Source organism: Photobacterium sp. NCIMB 13483 (assembly GCF_003025475.1).
In the GTDB taxonomy this organism is placed as follows: domain Bacteria; phylum Pseudomonadota; class Gammaproteobacteria; order Enterobacterales; family Vibrionaceae; genus Photobacterium; species Photobacterium piscicola.
The window spans coordinates 1-25,522 of record NZ_PYLV01000030.1; the positions used below are offsets into that span (position 1 = coordinate 1).

Genomic DNA, 25,522 nt, shown 5'->3' on the forward strand with positions numbered 1-25,522 from the left:
TTAAAAAGAGAATTGGTTGCGGGGGCCGGATTTGAACCAACGACCTTCGGGTTATGAGCCCGACGAGCTACCAAGCTGCTCCACCCCGCGTCCGATTTTTTTCACCATTAAAGTTTGGTGACAACTATTTTTGTTTACCGCCTAAGCCATAAACAATAATTTGGAGCGACACACGAGGTTCGAACTCGTGACCTCAACCTTGGCAAGGTTGCGCTCTACCAGCTGAGCTAGTGTCGCATGGCTAGGTCTTTCACCTAACGTTCACCGCTTACGCTATGAACTACAAATTGGAGCGACACACGAGGTTCGAACTCGTGACCTCAACCTTGGCAAGGTTGCGCTCTACCAGCTGAGCTAGTGTCGCATAGCTAGGTCTTTCACCTAACGTTCACCGCTTACGCCATGAACTACAAATTGGAGCGACACACGAGGTTCGAACTCGTGACCTCAACCTTGGCAAGGTTGCGCTCTACCAGCTGAGCTAGTGTCGCATCACATCTCTTTAAAAAGAGTTGGTTGCGGGGGCCGGATTTGAACCAACGACCTTCGGGTTATGAGCCCGACGAGCTACCAAGCTGCTCCACCCCGCGTCCGATTTTCAACAAAAGGAAACAAACTCGTTATCTCCTTTCGAGGCTGCGCATTATACGACTAAAACTACGGGATGCAATAGTTCTTAAACCAAAAAACGCAGATTATTTTCTAACTGCTTATTTTCACATCAAATATTGAAAATATGCTCACGATAATAGCGTAACTCAGCAATAGAATCATGAATATCATCTAATGCTAAATGGCTACCTTGTTTAGAAAAGCCATCCAGTAGCTCAGGCTTCCATCGGCGAGTTAATTCTTTAAGTGTACTCACGTCAAGATAACGGTAATGAAAATACTGTTCAAGCTTCGGCATATGCTTATATAGGAAGCGACGATCTTGCCCAATACTATTACCACAAATAGGTGAAGCGCCTTTAGGTACCCATTGTTCTAAGAAATCGATAGTTTGAGCAACGGCTTGAGCTTCTGTAATCGTACTTTGACGAATACGCTCGACTAAACCACTATTAGTGTGTGTGTTTGTGCACCAATCATCCATTTTTTCTAATTCAGCTTCTGGCTGATAAATAGCTAAAACAGGGCCTTCTGCCAACACATTAAGCTGTGGATCTGTCACAACTGTAGCGATTTCAATGATTTTATGAGTTTCTGGATCTAATCCGGTCATTTCCAGATCTATCCAAATAAGGTTCTGATCGCTGATTGTCATTCGATATTGCCTCTTTTGTGACTAAACCATGTATGATAATACCGAAAGCCAACCAAACAGAACGATATTCTTGTGGCAAAAAAGAAAAAACTTACTCAAGGTCAGAGCCGACGCGTTCGCTCTAACCAAAATAAGCGCCTAGATCGCGCTAAAAATGAAGTCCAATGGGATGAAGCCCTGTTGGAAAATGCCCGTGAAGGGCTGGTCATTACTCGTTTTGGTCAACACGCTGATGTTGAAGATCCACAAACGGGTATTATTCACCGTTGTAACCTACGTCGTAGTATTCAGAGCCTTGTTTCTGGCGATCGCGTCGTATGGCGTCCCGGTGTTGAAGCATTGCAAGGTATTGCTGGTGTTGTAGAAGCGGTACATGAACGCAAATCAATGTTGACTCGCCCAGACTATTACGATGGTGTAAAAGCTGTAGCTGCTAACGTTGACCGTATTGTGATTGTGTCATCAATATTGCCAGAGCTATCGCTTAACATTATTGACCGCTACATTATTGCAGCAGAAACTATCGGCATTAAGCCATTAATTGTGGTCAATAAAGTTGACTTACTTACACCAGAACAACGGGTTGACGTTGAACGTAAATTAACGCAATACCAAAACATTGGTTATAGCGTACGTTTAGTCAGTACTGATACGGGTGAAGGGCTTGATGATCTTAAAGTTGATTTACAAGATCATGTCAGTATTTTTGCTGGCCAATCTGGTGTAGGTAAATCAAGTATGGTTAATGCTCTGATGCCGGAAGTTGAAGCGGATATTGGTGATGTTTCAACAAACTCAGGTTTAGGCCAACACACCACAACCGCAGCAAGGTTGTATCATTTCGCTGATGGCGGTGATTTAATTGACTCACCGGGAGTGCGCGAATTTGGTTTATGGCATTTAGAGCCTGAACAGATTACAGAGGCTTTTGTTGAATTTCGTCAATATTTAGGTGGCTGTAAATTCCGTGACTGTAAACACGGCAATGATCCCGGTTGTATCATTCGCGAAGCAGTTGAACGTGGTGATATTAGTCGCGATCGCTATAACAGTTATCATAAGATTATTGAAAGCATGTCGGAAAATGTGGCAAATCGCCAATTTTCACGCAATAAGCCAAACTGATAACCAAGATAAAGCCTAAACGAAATTTATTTTTATTTAGGCTTATTTTTTATCTGCTGCGATCCAAATTAGCACCGACAAGCCTAACTTATCCACGACCTCGGTAATGCCAGAATAACTGACATTATTAAAATAGTTCGGTATTATTGCGGGTTGACGTTATTCTTCCAAATAAGCAAAGAATAACTAACTTATTGATTAATTAATATTTACTGGAAGAATAATTGTGTTAGATAAGATTAAGATTGGCCTTCAATATAGTCTACCGAAACATGCTTTAACCCGTCTTGTGGGTAAACTGGCGGCTTTTGAAGGTGGAAAACTCACCACTACCATTATTCGTTGGTTCATCAAGCAATATAACGTCAATATGGCAGAAGCGCGTAATCCTGATCCGAGTGCCTATCCAACCTTTAACGCTTTTTTTGTGCGTGAACTCATGGAAGGGGCTCGTCCAATTAATAACGACCAGTATATCATTAGCCATCCTGCAGATGCTTGCGTGAGCCAATTAGGCCCGATTAAAGCTGGACGTTTATTCCAAGCTAAAGGCCATTATTTTGATGCTTGTGAACTACTTGGTGGTGATCGTACATTAGCGGATGAATTTATTGATGGTGAATTTGCAACACTCTACCTTTCACCAAGTGACTATCACCGTGTGCATATGCCATGTGATGGTGTATTACGCCAAATGATTTATATTCCCGGCGATCTCTTCTCTGTAAACCCACTGACCGCAGCTAACGTGCCAAATTTATTTGCGCGTAATGAACGTGTGGTGTGTGTATTTGAAACTGAATTTGGTCCATTAGCTCAAGTGCTAGTTGGAGCAACGATAGTGGGCAGTATTGAAACAGTGTGGGCGGGAACGGTAACACCACCAACGGGCCCTGAAGTTCGCCGCTGGGATTACCCAACCACGGGTGAACAAGCGATCAGTTTAAAGAAAGGTCAAGAAATGGGTCGTTTCAAACTGGGTTCTACCGTGATCAATTTATTTCCTAAAGACAGCATCCGTTTTGTAGAAAACATGCAGCCTCGTCAAGTTACGCGCATGGGACAACCTTACGCTGAATATTTAGTTAAATAATATAAAGATATTGAGATACGGAGTGAACATTACTCCGTATTCTCATTAACACCCAATACTGAACATCATTATTCCGATAAGTGCCATTATCTCATTTATATTACACCTGCAATTTAGCTCTATTCCCCCATCGTATTTTCAATATCAAATCAAAAGATTACTATGTTAACGTTAGTCCATCGTCTCACTGTTCAAGTGCTACGATTAGGTCGAGATAATTCGCATACTCAAAGGTAATCATCATGAAAAAAAATACAGTATCAGCGTTAGTACTCGCATTGGCGACTTGCTTCTCTCTTTCTGCACACGCCAATGCCGCATGGGGATATGGCGATCAACAAGGTACTGAACATTGGGTTGACAGTTACCCTGCTTGTGGTGGCGAAAACCAAAGTCCGATTGACATCCAATCACCAATTCAAGCCCAAACACAGCCATTACAAATTAACTATGATGGCAAAATCACCAGCTTAACCAATAACGGTCACACGATAGAAGCCAATGTAAGTGGCGATAATACCTTGGTGATTGATGGTGATACGTACACGCTTAAACAGTTTCATTTTCATACCCCCTCTGAAAACTATATTGATGGCAAACAATATCCGTTAGAAGCGCATTTTGTTAACGTTGATGCCAGCGGCCATATTGCGGTTATTTCAGTAATGTTTGAAAATGGACCTCGTGCAAATAATGAATTAACCACCTTATTAAAAACCATTCCAACCAAGGGTGAAACAATTGACTTTAACGGTGATCTGACCCCTAACGCACTACTGCCACGTGAACGTCAGTATTTTCGTTATAATGGATCGTTAACGACACCGCCATGTACAGAAGGTGTTCGTTGGTATGTTATGCAAAGTCATCTCACCAGTTCTGCCGCTCAAATAGAACAGCTTAATCAAATGATGGGAGACAATAATCGTCCATTACAACCCATCAATGCGCGGATTGTGATCGACTAACAAATAACTGTAAATGATAATCAGTTGCAATAACAACAAGGGAGCGGTATAGTTGTTTTACGGTTAAAACGCCTTGAAATCCAACTCGTCGTTTAGCTTAATCATTATTACGCCAAATCAGATCTTCGATATAAAATGCACGTTCCCTCAGTATGAAACGAGTGATTAATCATTACTAATATCAACTGGTGCATACTGGATATTTGATGACAAAAAAGCACGGTTATCATTACCGTGCTTTTTTACGTCTACATCTTTGGAATCAAGCTGTAAGATAAGAATAATATTTACGCTATTTCAATCGGGAAAGCGGTGACTTGATCAATATGATCACGCTCTAATGCCAGCATAATCACGCGATCGATACCTAATGCAACCCCAGCACAATCAGGAAATCCAGCCCGTAATGCTTCAACAAGGTGCATGTCAATCGGCTGAGGTTGTAGCCCCATGCTAATTCGTTTTTGGTTATCATCTTCAAAGCGCTGTAACTGCTCATCACCATTAGCAAGTTCATGAAAGCCATTGGCTAATTCTATGCCTTTGAAATAAACCTCAAATCGCTCAGCCACACGTGAATCTTGCGGATTTATCTGCGCCAAAGCTGCTTGCGATGCGGGAAAGTCATACACAAAAACTGGTACTTTTTTACCGATTTGAGCTTCAACACCAACGCTAAATAATAACTGTAGTAAGGTATCGCGATCTTGCTCTGGTTCTGCAATATCCGCCAACCCAAGTCGAGCAGCAACGGCTTTTAACTCAGCCATAGAACCATCAAGTGGACACACCGCTAACACGTCAATAAAGGCTTGTTGATAGGTCATTTTTTCTGCAGCGCCACAGCCTAATACTTGTTGTAACAACAAATCCATCTCAGCCATTAACTGATGATGATCAAACCCAGGTCGATACCACTCTAGCATTGTAAATTCAGGATTATGATAACGCCCAGATTCTTCATTACGAAATGACTTACAAATCTGGTAAATAGCACCACTGCCCGCTGCCAGTAAGCGCTTCATGTGAAATTCAGGACTGGTCATCAAATACAACGTTTGGCCAGCAGCATAGCCAGGGCCGACAAATTGGGTTTTAAACGCATGTAGATGTACATCCGTTACCGTCGCCTGACTCATCGCAGGTGTATCCACTTCAATAACATCACGATCGGCAAAAAACTGACGAATAGTCGCGAGTAAAACCGCTCGCTGTTTTAATTGAGAGATCTCTGCGGTAGGTTGCCAAGGCTGAGACATAGCCGTTTCTTCTTATATAAAAGGAAATAATGACCTGATTTTAACAAAGTCACGATCTTAACCAAGTATTGCTCTAATTATATTTGCTTATAACCACGAATGATTATGAATATAAATGAACAGCATTAATAAAAAGTCATATTATTATCATCAAAATAGACACTGCCCCCCTCTCGACTTTCATAGTAATAACAAATAACACACAACCACTAGCGTAATAATCGAATTAAACATCCATTCTGTGCAGCCTATGGCTTATTAAATCTTTTGCCACCAAGCATTACAACGACATCATGAAACACATTATTAATGAGCCATAAACAATTGACGCCAAAGAAAACAAACTGTTAACAATGAATAAACATGAAAATTTGTGACAATAATCACAAAGTCTGTAATCAGATTACATTTTTTGATTATTTCGTTAAAAAGACGCGTCTACATCATATTTTCTCTTAATGAGGTTTCATAAAATACGCGCTGGATTTCAAGGATAGGTACGCATGACGTACCTTTTCATTTTTTTACCGTCTTACCTTCGGAGGATAGCTGTGAAGACTATTACCACAGATATCGCTGTAATTGGCGCGGGTGGTGCAGGCCTACGTTCTGCCATCGCTGCTGCAGAAGCAAACCCAGAACTAGAAATTGCACTTATTTCAAAAGTCTACCCAATGCGCTCGCACACAGTTGCAGCTGAAGGTGGCTCTGCTGCTGTTATCAAAGACGAAGATAGCTTTGATAATCACTTCAACGATACCGTTGGTGGTGGTGACTGGCTATGCGAACAAGATGTGGTTGAATATTTCGTAGAGAATTCAACCCGCGAAATGATTCAAATGGAACAATGGGGCTGCCCATGGAGCCGTAAAGAAAACGGTGAAGTGAACGTACGTCGTTTTGGTGGTATGAAAGTTGAGCGTACATGGTTCGCGGCAGATAAAACTGGCTTCCATATGCTACACACCCTATTCCAGACTTCTATCAAATACCCACAAATCAAACGTTACGATGAATATTTCGTGGTTGATCTTCTAATTGAAGATGGCGAAGTTCAAGGTCTAATTGCGATTCACATGGCAGAAGGTGAGCTGGTTTGTATTAAAGCAAAATCAGTGATTCTAGCTACTGGTGGTGCAGGTCGCGTTTACCACTGTAATACTAACGGCGGTATTGTAACAGGCGACGGTATGGCAATGGCGTTCCGCCACGGTGTACCACTACGTGATATGGAATTTGTTCAATACCACCCAACAGGTTTACCAGGCACTGGTATTTTGATGACTGAAGGTTGTCGTGGTGAAGGCGGTATTATCGTTAATAAAAACGGTTACCGTTACCTACAAGATTATGGCATGGGCCCTGAAACACCAGTAGGCGAGCCAAAAAACAAATACATGGAACTGGGTCCTCGTGACAAAGTTTCACAAGCATTCTGGCATGAGCAGCAAAAAGGCAACACTATTCAGCACCCACTAGGTGATGTAGTAATGCTTGATTTACGCCACCTTGGTGAAGAGTACTTACATGAGCGTCTACCGTTCATCTGTGAACTCGCTAAAGCATACGTAAACGTTGATCCAGCAAAAGAGCCAATTCCAATTCGCCCAACCGTACACTACACCATGGGTGGTATTGAAACTAACGGTACCTGTGAGACCCGTATTAAAGGTCTATTTGCTGTTGGTGAATGTGCTTCTGTTGGTCTTCACGGCGCTAACCGCCTAGGCTCAAACTCACTGGCTGAGTTTGTAGTATTTGGTCGAGTTGCGGGTGAACACGCAGTTAAACGCGCTGAAGAATTCAAAGGTTGGAACGATGCTTCAATCAATACCCAAATAGACGCAGTACAAGCACGTATTGATGCCCTAATGGCACAAGAAGGTGATGAAAACTGGGCTCAAATCCGTACTGAAATGGGTCACACCATGGAAGCGGGTTGTGGTATTTATCGTCAACAAGATTTGATGCAAGCAACCATTGATAAGCTAGCAGAACTTAAGCAACGCTTTAAACATATTAGCATTCAAGATAAAGGCCAAGTCTTTAACACTGACCTGCTATATGCCATTGAAGTGGGTTACGGTCTTGATGTTGCAGAAGCAATGGCACACTCAGCGATTCTACGTACAGAATCTCGTGGTGCGCACCAACGCTTAGATGACGGTTGTACTGAACGTGATGATGTAAATTTCCTAAAACATAGTTTGGCATTCTACAACAATGGCGATGCGCCAATTATTGATTATAGCGATGTGAAGATCACGAAATCACAGCCAAAAGCGCGTTTATATGGTGCGGAAGCTGAAGCTCACGAAGCACATGAAAAAGCGCAGCAAGCAGCACAGTCAGAAGCTCAAGAGGAAAAGGCATAATGTCAGACAATCGCATTCAAAAAGTTGAAATTCTGCGTTATGACCCAGCGACAGATGCAGAACCGTATTTACAAGCATTTGAAGTACCGTTCAATGAAACGATGTCAGTACTTGATGCGCTTGGTTACATCAAAGACCACCTTGATAAGCATCTAAGCTACCGTTGGTCTTGCCGTATGGCGATCTGTGGTTCATGTGGCATGATGGTTAATGGCGTGCCTAAGTTGGCTTGTAAGAGCTTCCTGCGTGATTATCCTAATGGCGTTAAAATCGAACCATTAGCTAACTTTGCCATTGAAAAAGATTTAATTGTCGATATGACTCCCTTTATTGAGCGTCTTGAAGCAATTAAGCCTTACATTATCGGCAACGATCGTACGCCTGAAGACGGCACGAACCTTCAGACACCAGAGCAAATGGCAAAGTACAAGCAATTTGCTGGCTGTATTAACTGTGGCCTTTGCTACGCAGCATGCCCACAATTCGGTTTAAACCCTGAATTTATCGGTCCTGCTGCACTAACACTTGCACACCGTTATAACCTTGATAGCCGCGACCATGGTCAACATGAGCGTATGGAATTGATCAACAGTGAAAATGGTGCATGGGGCTGTACATTCGTGGGTTACTGTTCTGAAGTATGTCCAAAGAGTGTTGATCCAGCAGCAGCTGTAAACCAAGGCAAAGTGGAATCATCAAAAGATTTCGTTATTGCAATGTTGAAGCCTCAGGAGGCATAAGGATGAGCAACCGTAAACCTTACGTTCGTGAAATGACGCGTACTTGGTGGAAAGACAGTTCTTTCTACCGTTTTTACATGCTGCGTGAAGCAACTGTATTACCGCTAATTTTCTTTACTATCTGCTTAACCTTTGGCTTAGGTTGTTTAGTAAAAGGTCCTGAAGCATGGCAAGGTTGGCTAAACTTTATGGCTAACCCTATTGTGATCATTCTAAATATTATTGCGTTAGCAGGAAGTTTATTCCACGCACAAACGTTCTTTAGCATGATGCCGCAAGTGGTGCCAATTCGCATCAAAGGCAAGAAACTCGATAAGAAAATTATCGTTCTTGCACAGTGGGCAGTTGTTGCTGTCATCACTGCCATTGTTTTAGCGCTAGTTTAAGGAGCCGCTCGTGATTAATTTACATCCAAAACGTTCCGATGAGCCAGTATGGTGGAGTTTATTTGGTGCCGGTGGTACTTGGTTTGCAATGATCACGCCAGTCACTATTTTAGTGCTTGGCATCATGGTTCCACTGGGTATTATTAGCCCAGAAGCCGTTAGCTACGATCGCGCTGCAGATTTCGCAACCAGCTTTATTGGCGCATTATTTGTGATTGCAACCCTATCACTACCAATGTGGCATGGTATGCACCGTCTACACCATGGTATGCATGACCTTAAGTTTCATACTGGTGTTGTAGGTAAAATCGCTTGTTACGCTGCTGCGTTCTTAGTGACTGCCCTATCAATCATCTTTGTGTTCATGATTAAATAATCACTGATACACAATCTAAAAAAGCACCGCTTGCGGTGCTTTTTTTATGGCTGTTATTTAAAGATTTAAAACATCATAACCCTGAATTTCAGCCAACAAAAAAGGCCGCCAAAGCGACCTTTTTTAAAGCTCAATATGAATTTACTTCACACGGCTTACGTATTCACCTGAACGAGTATCAACTTTGATAACCTCGCCAATTGCGATGAATAAAGGAACACGTACTACAGCGCCTGTAGTTAGTGTCGCTGGCTTACCACCAGTACCTTGTGTATCGCCTTTAAGACCAGGATCAGTCTCTGTTACTTCAAGCTCAACAAAGTTTTGAGGAGTAACAACGATAGGGTTACCGTTCCAAAGCGTTAGCGTACACGCATCGTTTTCTACTAACCATTTCGCATTATCACCAACAGCTTTAACGTCTGCTGCGATTTGCTCAAATGTTTCATTATTCATGAAATGGTAGAATTCACCGTCGTTGTATAGGTAATCAAGTTCAGTATCGATTACGTCCGCAGCTTCAACTGATTCGCCTGATTTAAACGTTTTTTCAAGAACTTTACCTGAAATAAGTTTACGGATTCGTACGCGGTTGAACGCTTGACCTTTACCAGGTTTAACAAATTCGTTTTCGATAATGACACACGGTTCATTATCAAGCATAATTTTCATTCCGCTGCGGAATTCATTGGTGCTGAAAGACGCCATTCTAATCCTCTTAACATCTTCGAGTTGTATTTAATGTCACATATCATACCCCGAAACGTGCCATCTGTTGAGCAAAACTGGCTGAATGATCTAGCTAATGCGATATCTGATCCCTTAAAGCTACTCAATTGGCTTAAAATTGATCCAACACCTTGGCAAAAAGGCCTCGCGGCTAAAAATTCATTCGCACTTCGCGTTCCTGTAAGTTTTGTCGAAAGAATGGAAGTTGGCAACCCATACGATCCATTGTTGCGCCAAGTACTGCCGCTAGAGCAAGAATTTGAGGTTCATCCAGGCTACTCAACCGATCCTCTTGATGAACAAGATAACCCCATTCCAGGGCTATTACACAAGTATCACAATCGAGTGTTGATGATCGTTAAAGGCGGTTGTGCAGTAAATTGTCGTTATTGTTTTCGACGCCACTTTCCTTATCAAGATAACAAAGGCAATAAAACCGTCTGGCAGCAAAGTATTGATTACATCGCAACCCAACCACACATTAACGAAGTGATCTTATCTGGTGGTGATCCACTAATGGCTAAAGATCACGAATTAACATGGTTGCTCGAGCATATTGCCGCAATTCCACATATTAAACGGTTGCGTATTCACAGCCGCTTACCCGTTGTGATCCCACATCGCATCACACCAGCACTGTGTGAGTTATTTGCTAGCAGTCGTTTACAAATTATCATGGTGACCCATATTAACCATGCCAATGAAATCAATAATCAGCTAACCTCGGCGATGACACAGCTCAAGCAGGCTAAGGTTACCTTGTTAAACCAAAGTGTGCTCCTTAAAGGGGTTAATGACTCCGTCACAGCGCTAACAGACCTCAGCGAAGCCTTATTTGATGCTGGAATATTACCGTACTACTTACACGTACTGGATCACGTACAAGGCGCTGCACACTTCTTTGTCAGTGATCAACAGGCACGTATCTTAATGGCCGGATTAATCAATAATGTTTCGGGCTATTTAGTTCCAACATTAACCCGTGAAATAGGCGGTAGAAGCAGCAAAACCCCACTCGATCTTCACCTTGAATAACCGCTATTGATTGATATTCTTGCCCTTCGCCACCTAATTTCTCTGATTATTGCATCGAATTAATGCTGACTTGTTATTACGAGTCAGCAAAATCTCCACCTCAATATTAGCGAAAAACTCACAACGTACAGCTTTTCTAGCTAAAAACACCAAAAACATACACTTGTCTTTTTGCCTATAATAGGCCATACAATAAAGCGACGTAACCCATTGTTTTATAATAACCGTACAGCTTGTACAGCTTTACTAGCTATATATCTCAAAAGCTATTAGCCTATGATATTACTTTTAATTATCTACCAATTTTATTACACTTCACCATTAAAAAAAATCATCGTGGCAGATCTCGATTTTTTACTGATTTACGTGCATAGTCGCGCCTCATACAGCAGCCCTTTATCGTATTAGGCGTTCGCCAAACGTCGTCGCTGCTGCCAACTCGCTCCCTAACATGAGTATCGCAATGAAAATTGGCATTTTGTCACAGGACGCAAACTTATATTCAACCCGCCGTTTGCGTGAGGCTTGTCAACAACGAGGCCATGAAGCGGTTATTATCAATGCCCTTCGCTGTTATATGAATATCAACTCAGTTCAACCATCAATTCATTTTGAAGGTACTGATCTTATTGGCTTTGATGCCATCATTCCCCGTATTGGCTCAGACATTACCTTTTATGGTTGTGCTGTATTACGTCAATTTGAAATGATGGATGTGTTTTCTGTAAATCAATCTATTGCGATTTCACGCTCTCGTGACAAACTACGTTCATTACAATTATTGAGTCGCCAAGGTGTTGGCATGCCAATTACAGGTTTTGCAAGTAAGCCTGATGATGTATTGGACTTGATTAAAATGGTTGGCGGTGCGCCATTAGTTATCAAACTATTAGAAGGCACTCAAGGCATTGGGGTCGTACTTGCGGAAACTCAAAAAGCAGCGGAAAGTGTTATTGAAGCATTTATGGGCTTAAAAGCTCACATCATGGTTCAAGAATATATAGAAGAAGCTGGCGGTGCAGATATTCGTTGTTTTGTGATTGGCGATAAAGTTATCGCTTCAATGAAACGTCAAGCAGCAGAAGGTGAGTTCCGTTCAAACTTACACCGTGGTGGTAGCGCATCATTAGTTCGCATTACACCCGAAGAACGTAAAACGGCTATTGCTGCAGCAAAAGCTATGGGGCTCAGTGTCGCTGGCGTTGATTTATTACGATCTAAACGCGGACCACTGATCATGGAGGTAAATTCCTCTCCTGGTCTAGAAGGTATTGAAGCAGCAACAGGCAAAGATATTGCAGGTATGATCATTGATTATATTGAAAAAAATGCAGGAAAGAGCCGTCGTCACCTACAAAATCAATAAATTACAATCATTATGAATTTAATAAGCAGCCCTCACATGGCTGCTTTTTTTATCATTTAGCTAATAACGATCATGTTTTTAAAAGTAAAACAGCTAAAAGGTGTACATTTTCAATATCTTATTGTAAAAGAAAATGACCTCCATAAGTCATTGATATTAATCAAAAAATAACCGTACAGCTTTTTTTGCTTTTTACTCGATGAACTAAAGCTTTAGATTTATGATGTTACAATTACTCAGTATTGCTATATTATTCAAAAAAATCCGCTTCAATACCGCCCTCAAAAAGACTGTTATCGATAATAAATGTGATCTTTAAAACACTCAGTAATCAAGGTGTTGATTAGTACTACCTCGTACAATCGAATTACGTTAACGTATAAGCCATATAGTGTTCATAAAACAAAGAAAGGATAAGTAATGATTGATTTTAATTATGCCGTTGAAATGGTAGAAGATGAACAGGCATATAGTATGGGGCAGGTAAATACTAATGACGTTCCAGCTGAAGCGCTTACCACTTACACCCAGCTACTTTCACAATTACTGCAACAGCCAGAACAAGGTAAGCGTTATGCCGGCTTTGGCTTTGAAGGCGCAGAAAAATTAGCATTCAGTGCCTTACAAATTACAGAGCACGATCAAATTGGTGCAGGAATGGTCTATAACCCAGATGATAATGGTGACAATTTTGTTTTAATTGGCCGTGTCTTCTTTAGCATCAAAGAAAGCAAGGTTTCATTCAACATGGAACCAAATGCTGATGATGTGCTAGTACAAGGTGATGTTGATTTACGAGGTTACATTCAATCATTTGTGATTTGCTTTATGGCTGCATGGGTCGCTTTAAATCAAGAACATCTACCTAACGAGTAAAAGCTATCTTTTCTCGCATACATATTTAGATTGCCTCTGTTTATTACAGGGGCTTTTTTATGCCGACAAGATTGACTGTCACCGTTGAGCGAATTTCAATCAACATGTACAGCGATATGTGATGATATCAGCTTTTTTATGTACTAATTTAAACATTCCAACTTAACAACTCAATACACAGTTAACTCTTTGATTATAAACAATAAAAAACACGTACAGCTTTTCATGCTTTTTACCACGTGAACTGTCCTTAAGCATGTTGTATTAACTTAGTCGCTATTACCTCTCTGTGAATAATTACATTTACCCCCGTTTTTAACCAGCACTATGAAATTTTAATATAATTTTGTACAGTTCAACTAAATACCTTATTAGCAACTAAAAGCAATACAACTAGCATATTATTATATAAATACAAAATGTAATTAATTAATCAAATATATATATTTAGTTAAAAACTTGAGTAAATTATCAAATAGCATCTAAAACAACTTAAATAATGATAAACAGCAAAAAGATTAAATTAACATATAAAGCTGAGCTTCATTTTATTTTATTTTTTATCCATATACTTAGTCCAATCATCATCCGTTTTAATTTATTAAGCACTTGGCTCTATCTCTATAATAAAGAAATATAATTACGCCTAACCATTAAAACACGATCACCTTTTAATCAAAAAAACAGCTAATAGGTGCACTAATTATTAGAATATTACATTATTACTTAATAACACTATAAGTAATTGTTTTTAATTGATTTTATTTTTGTGCAGCTTTTCGAGGAATATTCCCAATGAACTGTGCACATAAGATAGGTAACAATAAATGAAAGAAGACAAAATAATGGCAATAAAAAAGTCGAGCTATGCTCGACTTTTTTATGACGCGAATTTTTATAACAAAGAGACCGTTATCTCTACTGTTATAAATGGATTACATCATACCGCCCATGCCACCCATACCGCCCATGCCACCCATATCAGGCATAGAAGGAGCATCAGAGGCTTTATCAGTGATCATTGCTTCAGTAGTGATCATAAGACCCGCTACAGACGCTGCAAACTGAAGTGCTGAACGGGTTACTTTTGTAGGATCAAGAATACCCATATCAATCATATCGCCGTATTCGCCCGTTGCAGCGTTGTAACCATAGTTACCTTCACCAGCACGAACGTTATTAGCAACAACAGACTCTTCATCACCCGCATTCTTCACGATTTGACGAAGTGGTGCTTCCATTGCACGAAGTGCTACGCGGATACCCACATTCTGCTCTTCGTTATCACCAACAAGGTTAACAACTTTAGATGCAGCACGAATAAGTGCTACACCACCACCTGCAACCACACCTTCTTCAACCGCAGCACGAGTTGCATGTAATGCATCTTCTACGCGATCTTTCTTCTCTTTCATTTCAACTTCAGTTGCTGCACCGACTTTGATAACAGCTACGCCGCCAGCAAGTTTAGCGACACGCTCTTGAAGTTTTTCTTTGTCATAGTCAGAGGTTGCATCTTCGATTTGTTGACGAATTTGTGCAACACGACCTTGAATCATGGTTTCTTCACCAGCACCATCAATAATAGTAGTGGTTTCTTTAGTGATAGTAATACGCTTAGCTTGACCAAGATCTTCTAGTTGAACTTTCTCAAGCTCTAGACCAATCTCTTCAGAGATAACAGTACCCGATGTTAGGACTGCAATATCTTGTAGCATTGCTTTACGACGATCACCAAAGCCAGGCGCTTTAACAGCAGCAACTTTAACGATACCGCGCATGTTGTTCACAACCAATGTTGCTAGCGCTTCGCCTTCAACGTCTTCTGCAACGATAAGTAGTGGACGAGAAGCTTTAGCTACGCCCTCTAGTGCAGGAAGAAGTTCACGAATATTTGAAACTTTCTTATCAACCAATAGGATAAATGGGCTTTCTAAATCTACAGAGCCCGCTTCTTGGTTGTTAATGAAATACGGTGATAGGTAACCACGGTCAAACTGCATACCTTCAACAACATCTAGCTCGTCTTGAAGTGCTTGACCTTCTTCAACCGTAATAACACCGTCACGGCCTACTTTTTCCATTGCTTCTGCAATAAGGTTACCAACAGTTGTGTCAGAGTTTGCAGAGATAGTACCTACTTGCGCGATTGCTTTAGTATCAGCACAAGGAACAGATAATGCTTTTAGTTCTTCAACCGCAGCAATAACCGCTTTGTCGATACCACGCTTAAGATCCATTGGGTTCATACCCGCAGCAACAGCTTTTAGACCTTCAGCAATAATTGCTTGAGCAAGTACTGTTGCTGTTGTTGTACCGTCACCCGCCGCGTCATTCGCTTGCGAAGCCACTTCTTTAACCATTTGTGCGCCCATGTTTTGGAACTTGTCTTCCAATTCAATTTCACGCGCTACAGATACACCATCTTTAGTGATAGTGGGTGCACCAAATGATTTATCAAGCACAACATTGCGACCTTTAGGCCCTAATGTTACTTTTACCGCATCAGCCAGAATGTTGACACCTTCTAGCATTTTAATTCGTGCGTCGTTACCAAACTTAACGTCTTTAGCAGCCATCTTGGGATTTCCTTTCTTAATTCTTAATTTAATGTGATCGGATTATTCAACGATTGCCATAATGTCATTTTCAGACATGATAAGAACTTCTTTACCGTCAATTTTTTCAGTCTTAGTGCCGTAGCCTTCTGCAAAAATAACCACGTCGCCCACTTGTACATCTAGTGGTTGTACGGTGCCATTTTCTAGAATGCGACCTTTACCTACAGCAAGGATTTTACCGCGAGTAGATTTTTCAGCCGCAGAACCAGTTAACACGATGCCACCGGCAGACTTAGATTCAACTTCTTGGCGTTCAACGATAACTCGGTCGTGTAAAGGACGAATGTTCATTGGTCGTCTCTCCTGATAATTAAGGTAATGTCCATGATTTGAAGCCAACAAGCACTCACTTGTATGACTTTCTATATGGTTAAGATGTTGGGTCTAATTTCTAAATCCCAAGGTTAAGAGCGCTTTTTTTTGTTATTTATTTGAGAAATTTTGCCCGATCACACACTTTGCATTAGGGTATGCAGGCATCCTTATTTTGAGACCATTATGGCAACATTACCCAAGTCAGATAAACATGGATTATTATCGGCTCCCATTCATGACGCATTACGACGTTTAACCGTGCCAATGGTGTTTGGCATGATCGCGATTTTAATGTTCAACTTAGTTGATACTTTCTTCATTTCACGATTGGGCACCAATGCACTCGCCGCCGTCAGTTTTACCTTTCCCGTCACTTTTGGCTTGAACTGTATCACTATGGGAATGAACGTTGGCATATCAACCAGTATTGGACGCATGCTTGGTCAAGGTGATAATCACAGTGCCGCACGTATAACCACTCACGGATTGTTACTGAGTCTATTGTTGATGATCATAGGATCGATTATCGGTTTGCTCACTATTAAACCGTTATTTACTTTAATGGGTGCGTCAGCTGAGTTATTGCCCATTATCGAACAATATATGACAGTGTGGTACATCGCGATCCCATTACTGGTGATCCCGATGGCTGGCAATAGTGCTATTCGTGCCACTGGCGATGCCAAAAGTCCCGCCAAGATCATGGTGATCGCGGGGGTCATGAACGGCTTATTAGATCCATTATTGATCTTTGGTTATGGTCCGGTTCCTGCTTTAGGTGTAAAAGGTGCTGCTATTGCCAGTGGCATAAGTTGGGTGTTTGCGCTTATTGTTTCACTACATCTGCTTTATAACCGCGAAAAATTACTGATTGTTCCGCAATGGCATGCATTAAAAAGCGATTGGCAGCAAATATTACACATTGGTGTACCTGCTGGTTTATCGACAGCCCTAAATCCACTTTCTGGCGCCTTATTAATGGCGATGCTAGCAAGCCAAAGCACAGCTTCGGTGGCCGCTTATGGCGCAGCAATGCGAGTTGAATCATTATTAGTGATAGTGATGATGGCACTTAGCTCTGCATTAATGCCTTTTATGGCACAAAACTTAGGCGCACAAAAGCCACAGCGCGCATTTAGTGCATTATTTGCCGCAATGCATTTTGCTATTGGATTTCAACTACTGGTATTTGTTGCAATGGTGCCTCTGAGCATGCCACTGGCTGCACTTTTTTCAAAAGATGCCATGGTTCAAAATCAGCTGTGGCATTACTTATTAGTGGTGCCTGCAAGTTATGGATTACAGGCAATTTGTATGTTGCTAATTAGCGCCCTCAATGCGCTACACAAAACCATTAATGCTCTATGCTGGAATCTATTACGACTCTTTGTGTTATTAGTGCCTCTCGCATGGTTTGGCAGTCATCTTTATGGTACCAAAGGGCTCTTTATTGGTATCGCCATCGCCAATATGATCAGCGGCATTGGTGCTTATTTATATGCTCGAAAACTACGAAAAAAACAGCTATCACTTGCTTAATTAATATGAATAGCATGAATAAAAAAAAGCAGCCATGGCTGCTTTTTTATTAATACTATATTTGTTTATTTAATGTTGCGGCTACGGTAAACGATGCTGGGAATTGTTATTATCATGATTATCTGTGCGCTCATATTCACCATCAAATACATCACCATTAGCAGCATCATTTGAATGACGATGATGTGAAAAACCGCCACCAAAATGAGTAAAGTTACTTTTTAACGTGACTTTTTGCATTAATAATTGTGCTACTTTAGCCCGTGACGGCGGCAATAATAAAACTAAACCTAACGCATCAGTCATAAATCCAGGTGTTAATAATAAAACACCCGCAACCGCAAGCAACATCCCTTCGACAATTTCTTGGGTTGGCATTTCGCCTTGTTGCAACTTGTTTTGAACCGACGTTAACGTCGCAATACCTTGGCTTCTCACTAACGAAGCGCCAATCACTGCGGTAAAAAAAACAATGGCTATTGTTGGCCATAATCCCAATAAGCCACCCACTTGAATGAATAAGCCAATTTCAACCATTGGCACCACAATAAACAGTAACATTAGTAGTGGAAACACACCCCGCCCCTTATCTTTAAATGATTTTATGCTGATGCTCTACCATAGACATTACCTGATTATCCGTTTAATTACTCATGACAAATTTCATTCTTCACTTCAAATATGTTAACAAATGCAACAAAAACACAATTTGAGTTGGTTCCAAAAAATACAAAGCCACACCTACAATTTGTTCACATCTTGTCGTTTTTATTCATTTTACGTGTAAAATGACGTGCTACTGTTAACAGAAAGTGTGAAAGAGATCGCGTTTCTGTGCAAAGATTAACAAGCCCTCGTAAAAAGTGATCTGGATTATGTTTTTAGCGGTTGAGGGGAGTATTATCGGCACCAATTAAGGTGTCAGGTATGATCATCTCGCCACAACTTTGCGACAATGGATTATCGCTACAACTGTTGGCTTACTTATTGATTTTAATTATGAAGTTTTGCAAAGGGCTATATTATGTCTCAGATGATTGATCTTGAAAAAAATAAAGCAACAATCAATGTCGCAACTCGTATAGAAGAAGATTTACTTGGCGAACGCCATGTTCCTGCAGATGCTTACTGGGGTATTCATACTCTACGCGCAATTGAGAACTTCAATATTTCTAACACAACAATTTCTGATGTTCCTGAATTTGTACGTGGTATGGTTTTCACCAAAAAAGCAGCAGCAATGGCCAACAAAGAGCTTGGCGCTATTCCTTCTGACATTGGTAATTACATTGTTCAAGCCTGTGATCTTATTCTTGAAAGCGGCCGTTGCATGGATCAATTCCCATCAGACGTTTTCCAAGGTGGTGCTGGCACATCAGTCAACATGAACACCAACGAAGTTATTGCTAACCTTGCACTTGAAATCATGGGTGAAGAGAAAGGTCGTTACGACATCGTTAACCCAAATGATCACGTAAACAAATCACAATCTACTAACTGTGCTTACCCAACAGGTTTCCGTGTTGCCGTTTACAACAGCATCATCAGCATGTTAGAAGCACTAGATTACCTAAAAACAGCATTTGATGTTAAAGCAACTGAATTTGCTAGTGTATTGAAAATGGGCCGTACTCAACTTCAAGACGCAGTGCCTATGACGGTAGGTCAAGAATTCCATGCTTACGGCGTACTACTAAAAGAAGAAATCAAAAACCTTCAATACACAGCACAACTACTACTTGAAGTTAACCTTGGCGCAACAGCGATCGGTACTGGTCTAAACGCAGCAACAGGTTACCAACAACTATCAGTTCAACGTCTTGCTGAAATTACAGGTTTACCTGTTGTTGCTGCAGAAGATTTAATCGAAGCAACATCAGACTGTGGCGCTTACGTAATGGTTCACGGCGCACTAAAACGTACTGCCGTTAAATTATCTAAAATTTGTAACGACTTACGTTTACTTTCTTCAGGCCCACGTACTGGTCTAAACGAAATTAACCTACCTGAAATGCAAGCGGGCTCTTCAATCATGCCAGCGAAAGTAAACCCAGTTATCCCTGAAGTGGTTAACCAAGTTTGCTTTAAAGTTATTGGTAACGACACCACTATTACTTTTGCAGCAGAAGCGGGTCAATTACAGTTAAACGTAATGGAGCCCGTTATTGGTCAAGCGATTTTCGAATCAATTAGCCTACTTAAAAATGCATGTATCAACCTACGTGATAAGTGCATCGAAGGCATTACTGTTAATAAAGAAGTTTGTGAAAGCTACGTCTTTAACTCAATCGGTATCGTTACTTACTTAAACCCATTCATTGGCCACCACGAAGGTGACATTGTTGGTAAGATTTGTGCTGAAACCGGTAAGAGCGTACGCGAAGTCGTGCTTGAGCGTGGATTGCTGACTGAAGAGCAATTAGATGATATCTTCTCTATCGAGAACTTAATGCATCCTCAATATAAAGCTAAACGTTATAACTAAACACGTTAACGCCTGAGAATACCAGCGGATTGTCACTTGATTATCCGCTTTTTTTTTGCAACTAAATCCTCTTTTTGATTTTTATCTTTTAAACTTTAGACAGGAAAAATTCTATGACTGGAATTGAACTCTTGGTCGTTCTGGGCTTTATTTATTTAGGTTCGAGAATTGGCGGTATTGGTATCGGTTTTGCCGGCGGTGCTGGTGTGTTGGTGTTATCACTCGTTTTTGGTATGCCCACCAGTGAATCATTAATCCCTATCGATGTTATTCTTATTATCATGTCAGTAATCACCGCTATTGCAGCAATGCAAGTTGCCGGTGGTATGGATTGGCTAGTAGAAATTGCTGAAAACTTCCTTCGAAAACACCCTAAACGCATCACTTTCTATGCACCTATCGTTACTTATTTGATGACAGTATTAGCAGGTACTGGACACACGGCTTTTTCAACACTTCCTGTTATTGCCGAAGTAGCTAAAGGCCAAGGCATTCGCCCTTCACGTCCCCTTTCTATTGCCGTTATTGCATCACAGATCGCGATCACTGCTTCACCTATTTCAGCAGCTGTGGTGTTCTTCTCTGGTATCCTTGAACCTGTGGGTGTGAGTTACATAACTCTACTTGCTATTTGTATTCCAACAACCTTTATTGCTTGTATGGTCGGCGCTTTTGTCGCTAACTTTATGGGTTGTGAACTAAAAGATGATCCCGTTTATCAAGATCGTTTAGCAAAAGGCTTAGTTAACATTGAGCAAAAAGGTAAACGTGAGATTAAACCAACTGCACGCAAAGCGACCTATATCTTTATTACTGCAATTGTACTTGTGGTTTGTTATGCCGCAGCTATCTCTCACTCTATCGGTTTAATTACCGATCCAACACTGGGTCGTAACGAAGCGATTATCGCCGTGATGTTAACATCTGCTGCGGTAACAGTATGGGTAACTAAAATTGATGCAGCTGAAATTCCATCAGCACCAACATTCCGTTCTGGCATGACAGCTTGTATTTGTGTACTTGGTGTGGCATGGCTTGGCGCGACATTCGTAAATGCGCACGTTGATGGTATTAAAGAAGTGGCGGGTTCACTATTAAGTAGCCACCCTTGGATGCTAGCATTAATTCTATTCTTTGCTTCAATGTTACTTTATTCACAAGGCGCAACCACAACAGCATTAATGCCAGCGGCTCTTGCTATTGGCGTAGCACCATTAACTATGGTGGCTTCTTTTGCAGCTGTTAGTGCACTGTTTGTATTACCGACTTACCCAACGCTACTCGCGGCAGTAGAGATGGATGACACCGGCTCAACGAGAATTGGTAATTTGGTCTTTAACCACCCATTCTTTGTTCCTGGGGTTGTTACTATTTCGACATCAGTGGCTTTAGGCTTCTTGTTTGGTAGCTTTATTTTATAATTGGCTATTAATAATGAATGATTAAAAAGCTGCTTTCGAGCAGCTTTTTTTTTGCAGGTCATAAATCATTGCTAAACTGATGATAAGGTCATATGTGCTTACGTATAACCAAACCAACGACAATAAGGATGTTATTGGGTGGCAAATATTAAAACAAAACATGTCTTAGTGATATTAATCATAACAGCTATAACCATAGTGAGTGGCTACTTACTTAATAGTAAACCAAACCCCGTTATACTTACCTTTACAGCGGTTAATTCAATCTCTGAACTCAAACAGGCACTTAAAGTAGCCACTCAACAACAACGTCCAGTACTACTCGATGTTTATGCAGAATGGTGCTCGCCCTGTATAGCTTTAACTCAACAGACATTCCCTGCTGCAAATGTTATTCCTCAACTCAAAAAATTCACGCGCTTGAAAGCCAATGTTACGGCCAATACCCGTGCTGATATTGCATTAATGCATCACCTTAACGTAATTGGTTTTCCCAGTTTATTATTCTGGGATACACAAGGAAATCCATTACCACAAGTAAAAATAAATGGTTTTATTAATGCCGATAGTTTTAGTCGTCATTTACAACAAGCGATCATTTTCCCCACGCCCTCATCAGCCTCACAAAACCATGCGCAATAACCCCTCAAATTACAAAAGCGCGTACTCAAGCATGATCAAGATCCAATCTCAACGGTGAGTAAATTGCGCCTTTGTTACTGAAATGTTAGCGTAAAACACTAATAATAAGAAATAGGCTCAACTATGGACGTTCAATACACCATTGTTATCGCCGATGATCATCCCTTGTTTCGTAACGCTCTCTTGCAGTCGATTCATATGGCCATCAGTGATACCCACCTCCTAGAAGCTGACTCGCAGAATTCGTTATTTTCACTATTAGAGAAAACGAAGGATATCGACTTACTGTTACTCGACCTCAAGATGCCGGGATCTAATGGCATATCAGGTCTGATCCAGTTACGACAACAGTACCCAGAACTGGCTATTGTGGTTATTTCAGCGAGTGAGGAAACGGAAGTTGTGCAGCAAGTTTATAACCATGGTGCATTTGGTTTTATCCCTAAATCGAGTGATATGCAGGTATTGCTAAATGCCTTAAAACAAATCATTAATGGTGAACCTTACTTTCCGACAACCCTCAATGACACCCATTATATCCACCAGCAGTTACCCACTAAAATTGCGACGTTAACCCCACAGCAATATAAAGTATTAACCATGCTGACAGAAGGCTTACTCAACAAACAAATTGCCTATGATCTCAATGTCTCAGAGGCAACAATCAAAGCACATCTAACCGCTATTTTTCGAAAACTTGACGTTAAAAATCGCACTCAGGCGGTGATCTTATTACAACAATTAGAACTTCATTCACTCGCCCAATAATACTCACCAATGCCGCCATTGATCTCACTTTTATCCACTGACCTAATGACGCTCTAATGTGAGCGTCATTACCGGTATTTATCATCAACACTTAACACGCTTACTCAGCAAACATTGATTTAATATCGCCCGTAATTTAAGTGCCTTAACCGGCTTACTTAAAAAACTAAACCCTTGTTGACGAATCAATGTTTGTTTTTCAGTTAGCCTATCAGCACTAATCAAGACCCCTTTAAAAGGAAGTTTAAGTTGAGATCGGCATAGTTGTAATATTTCTAATCCTGTTTGGTGCTTTGCAAGATGATAATCACTGATGATCACCTCAGGCTGCCAACCCTCTGCTAATAACGTTAGAGTCTGTATTTTATTCTCGGCAATACGTACCTCACAATGCCACAATTCTAATAGCGTCATCATCGCATCTAGAATCTCAGGTTCATTATCAATACAAAGTACCTTCAATCCACCTAATGACGAGCTCGATGCTGACGGTGATACCATTGCAGATAGAGGCAAGATTGATGCTGTGGTTCGTGGTACAGATAAAGAAAAGACAGTGCCTTGCTGCGGCCATGACCGTAGCCCTAATGGATGGTGTAATACACGAGATATTCCACGAGCAATCGCAAGCCCTAATCCTAAACCGTGTTCAGCCTCCGTCTGATCCATGCGGGTAAATTCATCAAATATATCAGCCTGCTTCTCACGCTCGATACCCGGACCATTATCCCAAACCTCAATTAAAATCCGTTCACCTTGACGACGTACACCTAATAAAACCCGTCCTTTAGGGTTATAGCGAAAAGCATTAGTTAGAAAATTTTGTAATACTCGCCGAAGTAATTTACAGTCCGAAAGGATCACCGCCTCACTCATCACCACGCTAAAATCGATCTGCTGTTGTTGAGCTAATACACCAAATTCAGCTTGTAATACACTCAATACATCACTGACTCGTAGTGGCATAACGTGAGCTTCCAGCTTACCGGCTTCTAGGCGTGAAACATCTAATAGATCGCCAATCAAATCTTCAGCAGCGCTTAACGCACTAGTGATATGAGCCGCGAGACGAGCACTTTGTGGATCAGAACTTACCTCAACGAGTGATGATGAAAATAATCGAGCGGCGTTAAGCGGTTGCATTAAATCATGGCTGACCGCAGCTAAGAATCGGCTTTTAGAATGCGCTTGAGATTCTGCCTGTTGAGTCGCAACAACCAATTTCTTATTGAGTTGTTCTAATTGTTGCGTACGTTTTTTAACTCGAGCTTCTAGGTTTTCATTTGATTCTTTTAATGCCATTTCAGCTTGGCGAAACACCGTAATATCACTAAAACTCATCACAAAGCCACCACTTGGCATCGGGTTACCTTGCACCTCAATCACCTGTCCATCAGCTCGAACTCGGGATGAAGTATGCGGAGTTCTTTGTTGTAGATGCTGAATTCGCTTGGCTACATGCTGTTCCGAATCACCACTGCCACATAATCCTTGATTAGCGTTATGCCGAATCAAATCAGCAATTGGGCATCCCACCTGAATTAATCCCACCGGAAATGAAAATAATTCAAGGTAGCGTTGATTCCATGCCACCAGCCGTAATTGGTTATCAACCACAGCGATGCCTTGGCTAATATGTTCAATTGCGCCTTGTAATAAGCCACGACTAAAATCAAATATCTCAGACGCTTCATCAACAATGGTTGCCACATCCTCTAATTGCATGTCACGGCCTTGCAATGCCGATGTAAGCACCAACTTTGCTGATAGCTCACCAAAAACAGATGCTAGCACTTGTTCTGTATGTAAAATCATTGCAGGTGATGCTTGCTGTTCAGCAATAAGCTGACATTGTTGCTGCTTGGAAAATTGAGCAAAAGCGTGTTGAATACGTTTACGTCCAACAAACCTTGCTGCTAAGAGTTCAAGCTCCCTTACGGTAATTTGTGCATCCATTCTCAATCTTCCTTCATTGTCCTTGTGCCACTGTAACGGAGTTATTAACCTTGGCTCAATTGAGATCGGTCACAAAAATGAAGCGAAGATGTATTTTCAGCGACCACTAACGGTATTTTTAGCAATAAAAAAAGCGCATCCATTAAAGGATGCGCTCGTTATTACTGTTTAGATTGGACT

Annotated in this window: 21 protein-coding genes, 5 tRNA genes and 1 pseudogene; 15 read left to right on the forward strand and 12 right to left on the reverse strand. The window is 41.1% G+C overall.

Annotated elements, in window-relative coordinates:
* Positions 1-13: 13 nt before the first annotated feature.
* The 6 genes from C9I86_RS17745 to orn form a co-directional block, all read right to left on the reverse strand.
* Positions 14-90: transfer RNA gene (locus C9I86_RS17745), tRNA-Met, on the reverse strand.
* A gap of 71 nt (positions 91-161) precedes the next feature.
* Positions 162-237 (reverse strand) — tRNA-Gly (locus C9I86_RS17750).
* Positions 238-288: 51 nt separating this feature from the next.
* Positions 289-364, reverse strand: a tRNA-Gly gene (locus C9I86_RS17755).
* 51 nt (positions 365-415) lie between these two features.
* Positions 416-491, reverse strand: a tRNA-Gly gene (locus tag C9I86_RS17760).
* Between the two features lie 22 nt (positions 492-513).
* Positions 514-590, reverse strand: a tRNA-Met gene (locus C9I86_RS17765).
* A gap of 131 nt (positions 591-721) precedes the next feature.
* Entirely contained in the window at positions 722-1,267 is a 546-nt protein-coding gene (gene orn / locus C9I86_RS17770; RefSeq protein WP_080158673.1) for an oligoribonuclease, read from the reverse strand.
* A gap of 72 nt (positions 1,268-1,339) precedes the next feature.
* On the opposite strand from orn, the gene rsgA reads away from it, so the two are divergent.
* From rsgA to C9I86_RS17785, 3 genes are all read left to right on the forward strand, one after another.
* Entirely contained in the window at positions 1,340-2,392 is a 1,053-nt protein-coding gene (gene rsgA, locus C9I86_RS17775) for a small ribosomal subunit biogenesis GTPase RsgA (RefSeq protein WP_080158674.1), read from the forward strand.
* Positions 2,393-2,618: 226 nt separating this feature from the next.
* Positions 2,619-3,485: an archaetidylserine decarboxylase gene (asd, locus tag C9I86_RS17780; RefSeq protein WP_107277089.1), complete on the forward strand. Its 867-nt coding sequence runs from the start codon at positions 2,619-2,621 to the stop codon at positions 3,483-3,485.
* A gap of 242 nt (positions 3,486-3,727) precedes the next feature.
* A complete protein-coding gene (locus C9I86_RS17785) occupies positions 3,728-4,453 on the forward strand; it encodes a carbonic anhydrase (protein ID WP_107277090.1) in 726 nt (241 codons plus the stop codon).
* A gap of 287 nt (positions 4,454-4,740) precedes the next feature.
* Here C9I86_RS17785 and epmA read toward each other — a convergent pair whose 3' ends face one another.
* A complete protein-coding gene (gene epmA, locus C9I86_RS17790) occupies positions 4,741-5,712 on the reverse strand; it encodes an elongation factor P--(R)-beta-lysine ligase (protein ID WP_080158677.1) in 972 nt (323 codons plus the stop codon).
* Positions 5,713-6,263: 551 nt separating this feature from the next.
* Here epmA and frdA point away from each other — a divergent pair.
* The 4 genes from frdA to frdD are packed head-to-tail and all read left to right on the forward strand — an operon-like array spanning position 6,264 to position 9,589.
* Positions 6,264-8,087 carry a fumarate reductase (quinol) flavoprotein subunit gene (gene frdA / locus C9I86_RS17795; protein ID WP_080158678.1) on the forward strand — a complete coding sequence of 608 codons (1,824 nt, stop codon included), beginning with the start codon at positions 6,264-6,266 and terminating at the stop codon, positions 8,085-8,087.
* Positions 8,087-8,827: a succinate dehydrogenase/fumarate reductase iron-sulfur subunit gene (locus C9I86_RS17800; protein ID WP_080158679.1), complete on the forward strand. Its 741-nt coding sequence runs from the start codon at positions 8,087-8,089 to the stop codon at positions 8,825-8,827. The genes frdA and C9I86_RS17800 overlap by 1 nt, the downstream gene beginning before the upstream one ends.
* Positions 8,828-8,829: 2 nt before the next feature.
* The gene (gene frdC / locus C9I86_RS17805; protein WP_080158680.1) at positions 8,830-9,213 is read left to right on the forward strand and encodes a fumarate reductase subunit FrdC; all 384 of its coding nucleotides are present in this window, start codon (positions 8,830-8,832) and stop codon (positions 9,211-9,213) included.
* A 10-nt stretch (positions 9,214-9,223) separates the two neighbouring features.
* Entirely contained in the window at positions 9,224-9,589 is a 366-nt protein-coding gene (frdD, locus tag C9I86_RS17810; protein WP_080158681.1) for a fumarate reductase subunit FrdD, read from the forward strand.
* Between the two features lie 141 nt (positions 9,590-9,730).
* Here frdD and efp read toward each other — a convergent pair whose 3' ends face one another.
* Positions 9,731-10,297, reverse strand: coding sequence for an elongation factor P (gene efp, locus C9I86_RS17815; RefSeq protein ID WP_045038111.1), 567 nt, complete (start codon positions 10,295-10,297; stop codon positions 9,731-9,733).
* Positions 10,298-10,330: 33 nt separating this feature from the next.
* On the opposite strand from efp, the gene epmB reads away from it, so the two are divergent.
* From epmB to C9I86_RS17830, 3 genes are all read left to right on the forward strand, one after another.
* Positions 10,331-11,353 (forward strand): EF-P beta-lysylation protein EpmB, encoded by a 1,023-nt coding sequence (gene epmB / locus C9I86_RS17820; RefSeq protein ID WP_107277091.1) that lies wholly within the window; start codon positions 10,331-10,333, stop codon positions 11,351-11,353.
* Positions 11,354-11,816: 463 nt separating this feature from the next.
* On the forward strand, positions 11,817-12,719 hold the full coding sequence (rimK, locus tag C9I86_RS17825) for a 30S ribosomal protein S6--L-glutamate ligase (RefSeq protein ID WP_107277092.1): 903 nt from the start codon (positions 11,817-11,819) through the stop codon (positions 12,717-12,719).
* A gap of 420 nt (positions 12,720-13,139) precedes the next feature.
* Entirely contained in the window at positions 13,140-13,595 is a 456-nt protein-coding gene (locus C9I86_RS17830) for a molecular chaperone GroEL (RefSeq protein WP_080158684.1), read from the forward strand.
* Positions 13,596-14,530: 935 nt separating this feature from the next.
* On the opposite strand, the gene groL is transcribed toward C9I86_RS17830, so the two are convergent.
* Complete coding sequence (gene groL / locus C9I86_RS17835; RefSeq protein WP_080158685.1) at positions 14,531-16,174, reverse strand: chaperonin GroEL; 1,644 nt, start codon at positions 16,172-16,174, stop codon at positions 14,531-14,533.
* A gap of 42 nt (positions 16,175-16,216) precedes the next feature.
* Positions 16,217-16,507 carry a co-chaperone GroES gene (locus tag C9I86_RS17840; protein ID WP_036788874.1) on the reverse strand — a complete coding sequence of 97 codons (291 nt, stop codon included), beginning with the start codon at positions 16,505-16,507 and terminating at the stop codon, positions 16,217-16,219.
* Between the two features lie 207 nt (positions 16,508-16,714).
* Between C9I86_RS17840 and C9I86_RS17845 the strand changes: the two genes are divergently transcribed.
* On the forward strand, positions 16,715-18,070 hold the full coding sequence (locus tag C9I86_RS17845; RefSeq protein ID WP_080158686.1) for an MATE family efflux transporter: 1,356 nt from the start codon (positions 16,715-16,717) through the stop codon (positions 18,068-18,070).
* 81 nt (positions 18,071-18,151) lie between these two features.
* On the opposite strand, the gene C9I86_RS17850 is transcribed toward C9I86_RS17845, so the two are convergent.
* Positions 18,152-18,646 (reverse strand): FxsA family protein, encoded by a 495-nt coding sequence (locus C9I86_RS17850; protein ID WP_080158687.1) that lies wholly within the window; start codon positions 18,644-18,646, stop codon positions 18,152-18,154.
* A 448-nt stretch (positions 18,647-19,094) separates the two neighbouring features.
* On the opposite strand from C9I86_RS17850, the gene aspA reads away from it, so the two are divergent.
* The 4 genes from aspA to C9I86_RS17870 all read left to right on the forward strand — a co-directional run bounded on the left by aspA (position 19,095) and on the right by C9I86_RS17870 (position 23,386).
* The gene (gene aspA, locus C9I86_RS17855; RefSeq protein ID WP_080158688.1) at positions 19,095-20,555 is read left to right on the forward strand and encodes an aspartate ammonia-lyase; all 1,461 of its coding nucleotides are present in this window, start codon (positions 19,095-19,097) and stop codon (positions 20,553-20,555) included.
* 113 nt (positions 20,556-20,668) lie between these two features.
* Complete coding sequence (locus C9I86_RS17860) at positions 20,669-21,976, forward strand: anaerobic C4-dicarboxylate transporter (protein ID WP_080158689.1); 1,308 nt, start codon at positions 20,669-20,671, stop codon at positions 21,974-21,976.
* Positions 21,977-22,114: 138 nt separating this feature from the next.
* Positions 22,115-22,618: a thioredoxin family protein gene (locus C9I86_RS17865; RefSeq protein WP_080158690.1), complete on the forward strand. Its 504-nt coding sequence runs from the start codon at positions 22,115-22,117 to the stop codon at positions 22,616-22,618.
* Positions 22,619-22,741: 123 nt separating this feature from the next.
* Entirely contained in the window at positions 22,742-23,386 is a 645-nt protein-coding gene (locus C9I86_RS17870) for a response regulator transcription factor (RefSeq protein ID WP_080158691.1), read from the forward strand.
* Between the two features lie 84 nt (positions 23,387-23,470).
* Here the strand turns inward: C9I86_RS17870 and C9I86_RS17875 are convergent.
* Positions 23,471-25,336: pseudogene (locus C9I86_RS17875) on the reverse strand (PAS-domain containing protein); the annotation flags it as partial.
* Positions 25,337-25,522 lie beyond the last annotated feature (186 nt).

What these genes read in the sequence shown, in the direction of transcription:
- aspA (WP_080158688.1), top strand. Translation starts at nt 19,095, where the DNA reads ATGTCTCAGATGATTGATCTTGAAAAAAATAAAGCAACAATCAATGTC.
- frdC (WP_080158680.1), top strand. Translation starts at nt 8,830, where the DNA reads ATGAGCAACCGTAAACCTTACGTTCGTGAAATGACGCGTACTTGGTGG.
- C9I86_RS17785 (WP_107277090.1), top strand. Translation starts at nt 3,728, where the DNA reads ATGAAAAAAAATACAGTATCAGCGTTAGTACTCGCATTGGCGACTTGC.
- C9I86_RS17860 (WP_080158689.1), top strand. Translation starts at nt 20,669, where the DNA reads ATGACTGGAATTGAACTCTTGGTCGTTCTGGGCTTTATTTATTTAGGT.
- orn (WP_080158673.1), bottom strand. Translation starts at nt 1,267, where the DNA reads ATGACAATCAGCGATCAGAACCTTATTTGGATAGATCTGGAAATGACC.
- C9I86_RS17840 (WP_036788874.1), bottom strand. Translation starts at nt 16,507, where the DNA reads ATGAACATTCGTCCTTTACACGACCGAGTTATCGTTGAACGCCAAGAA.
- epmA (WP_080158677.1), bottom strand. Translation starts at nt 5,712, where the DNA reads ATGTCTCAGCCTTGGCAACCTACCGCAGAGATCTCTCAATTAAAACAG.
- epmB (WP_107277091.1), top strand. Translation starts at nt 10,331, where the DNA reads ATGTCACATATCATACCCCGAAACGTGCCATCTGTTGAGCAAAACTGG.
- groL (WP_080158685.1), bottom strand. Translation starts at nt 16,174, where the DNA reads ATGGCTGCTAAAGACGTTAAGTTTGGTAACGACGCACGAATTAAAATG.
- C9I86_RS17870 (WP_080158691.1), top strand. Translation starts at nt 22,742, where the DNA reads ATGGACGTTCAATACACCATTGTTATCGCCGATGATCATCCCTTGTTT.
- efp (WP_045038111.1), bottom strand. Translation starts at nt 10,297, where the DNA reads ATGGCGTCTTTCAGCACCAATGAATTCCGCAGCGGAATGAAAATTATG.
- rimK (WP_107277092.1), top strand. Translation starts at nt 11,817, where the DNA reads ATGAAAATTGGCATTTTGTCACAGGACGCAAACTTATATTCAACCCGC.
- C9I86_RS17830 (WP_080158684.1), top strand. Translation starts at nt 13,140, where the DNA reads ATGATTGATTTTAATTATGCCGTTGAAATGGTAGAAGATGAACAGGCA.
- C9I86_RS17800 (WP_080158679.1), top strand. Translation starts at nt 8,087, where the DNA reads ATGTCAGACAATCGCATTCAAAAAGTTGAAATTCTGCGTTATGACCCA.
- C9I86_RS17845 (WP_080158686.1), top strand. Translation starts at nt 16,715, where the DNA reads ATGGCAACATTACCCAAGTCAGATAAACATGGATTATTATCGGCTCCC.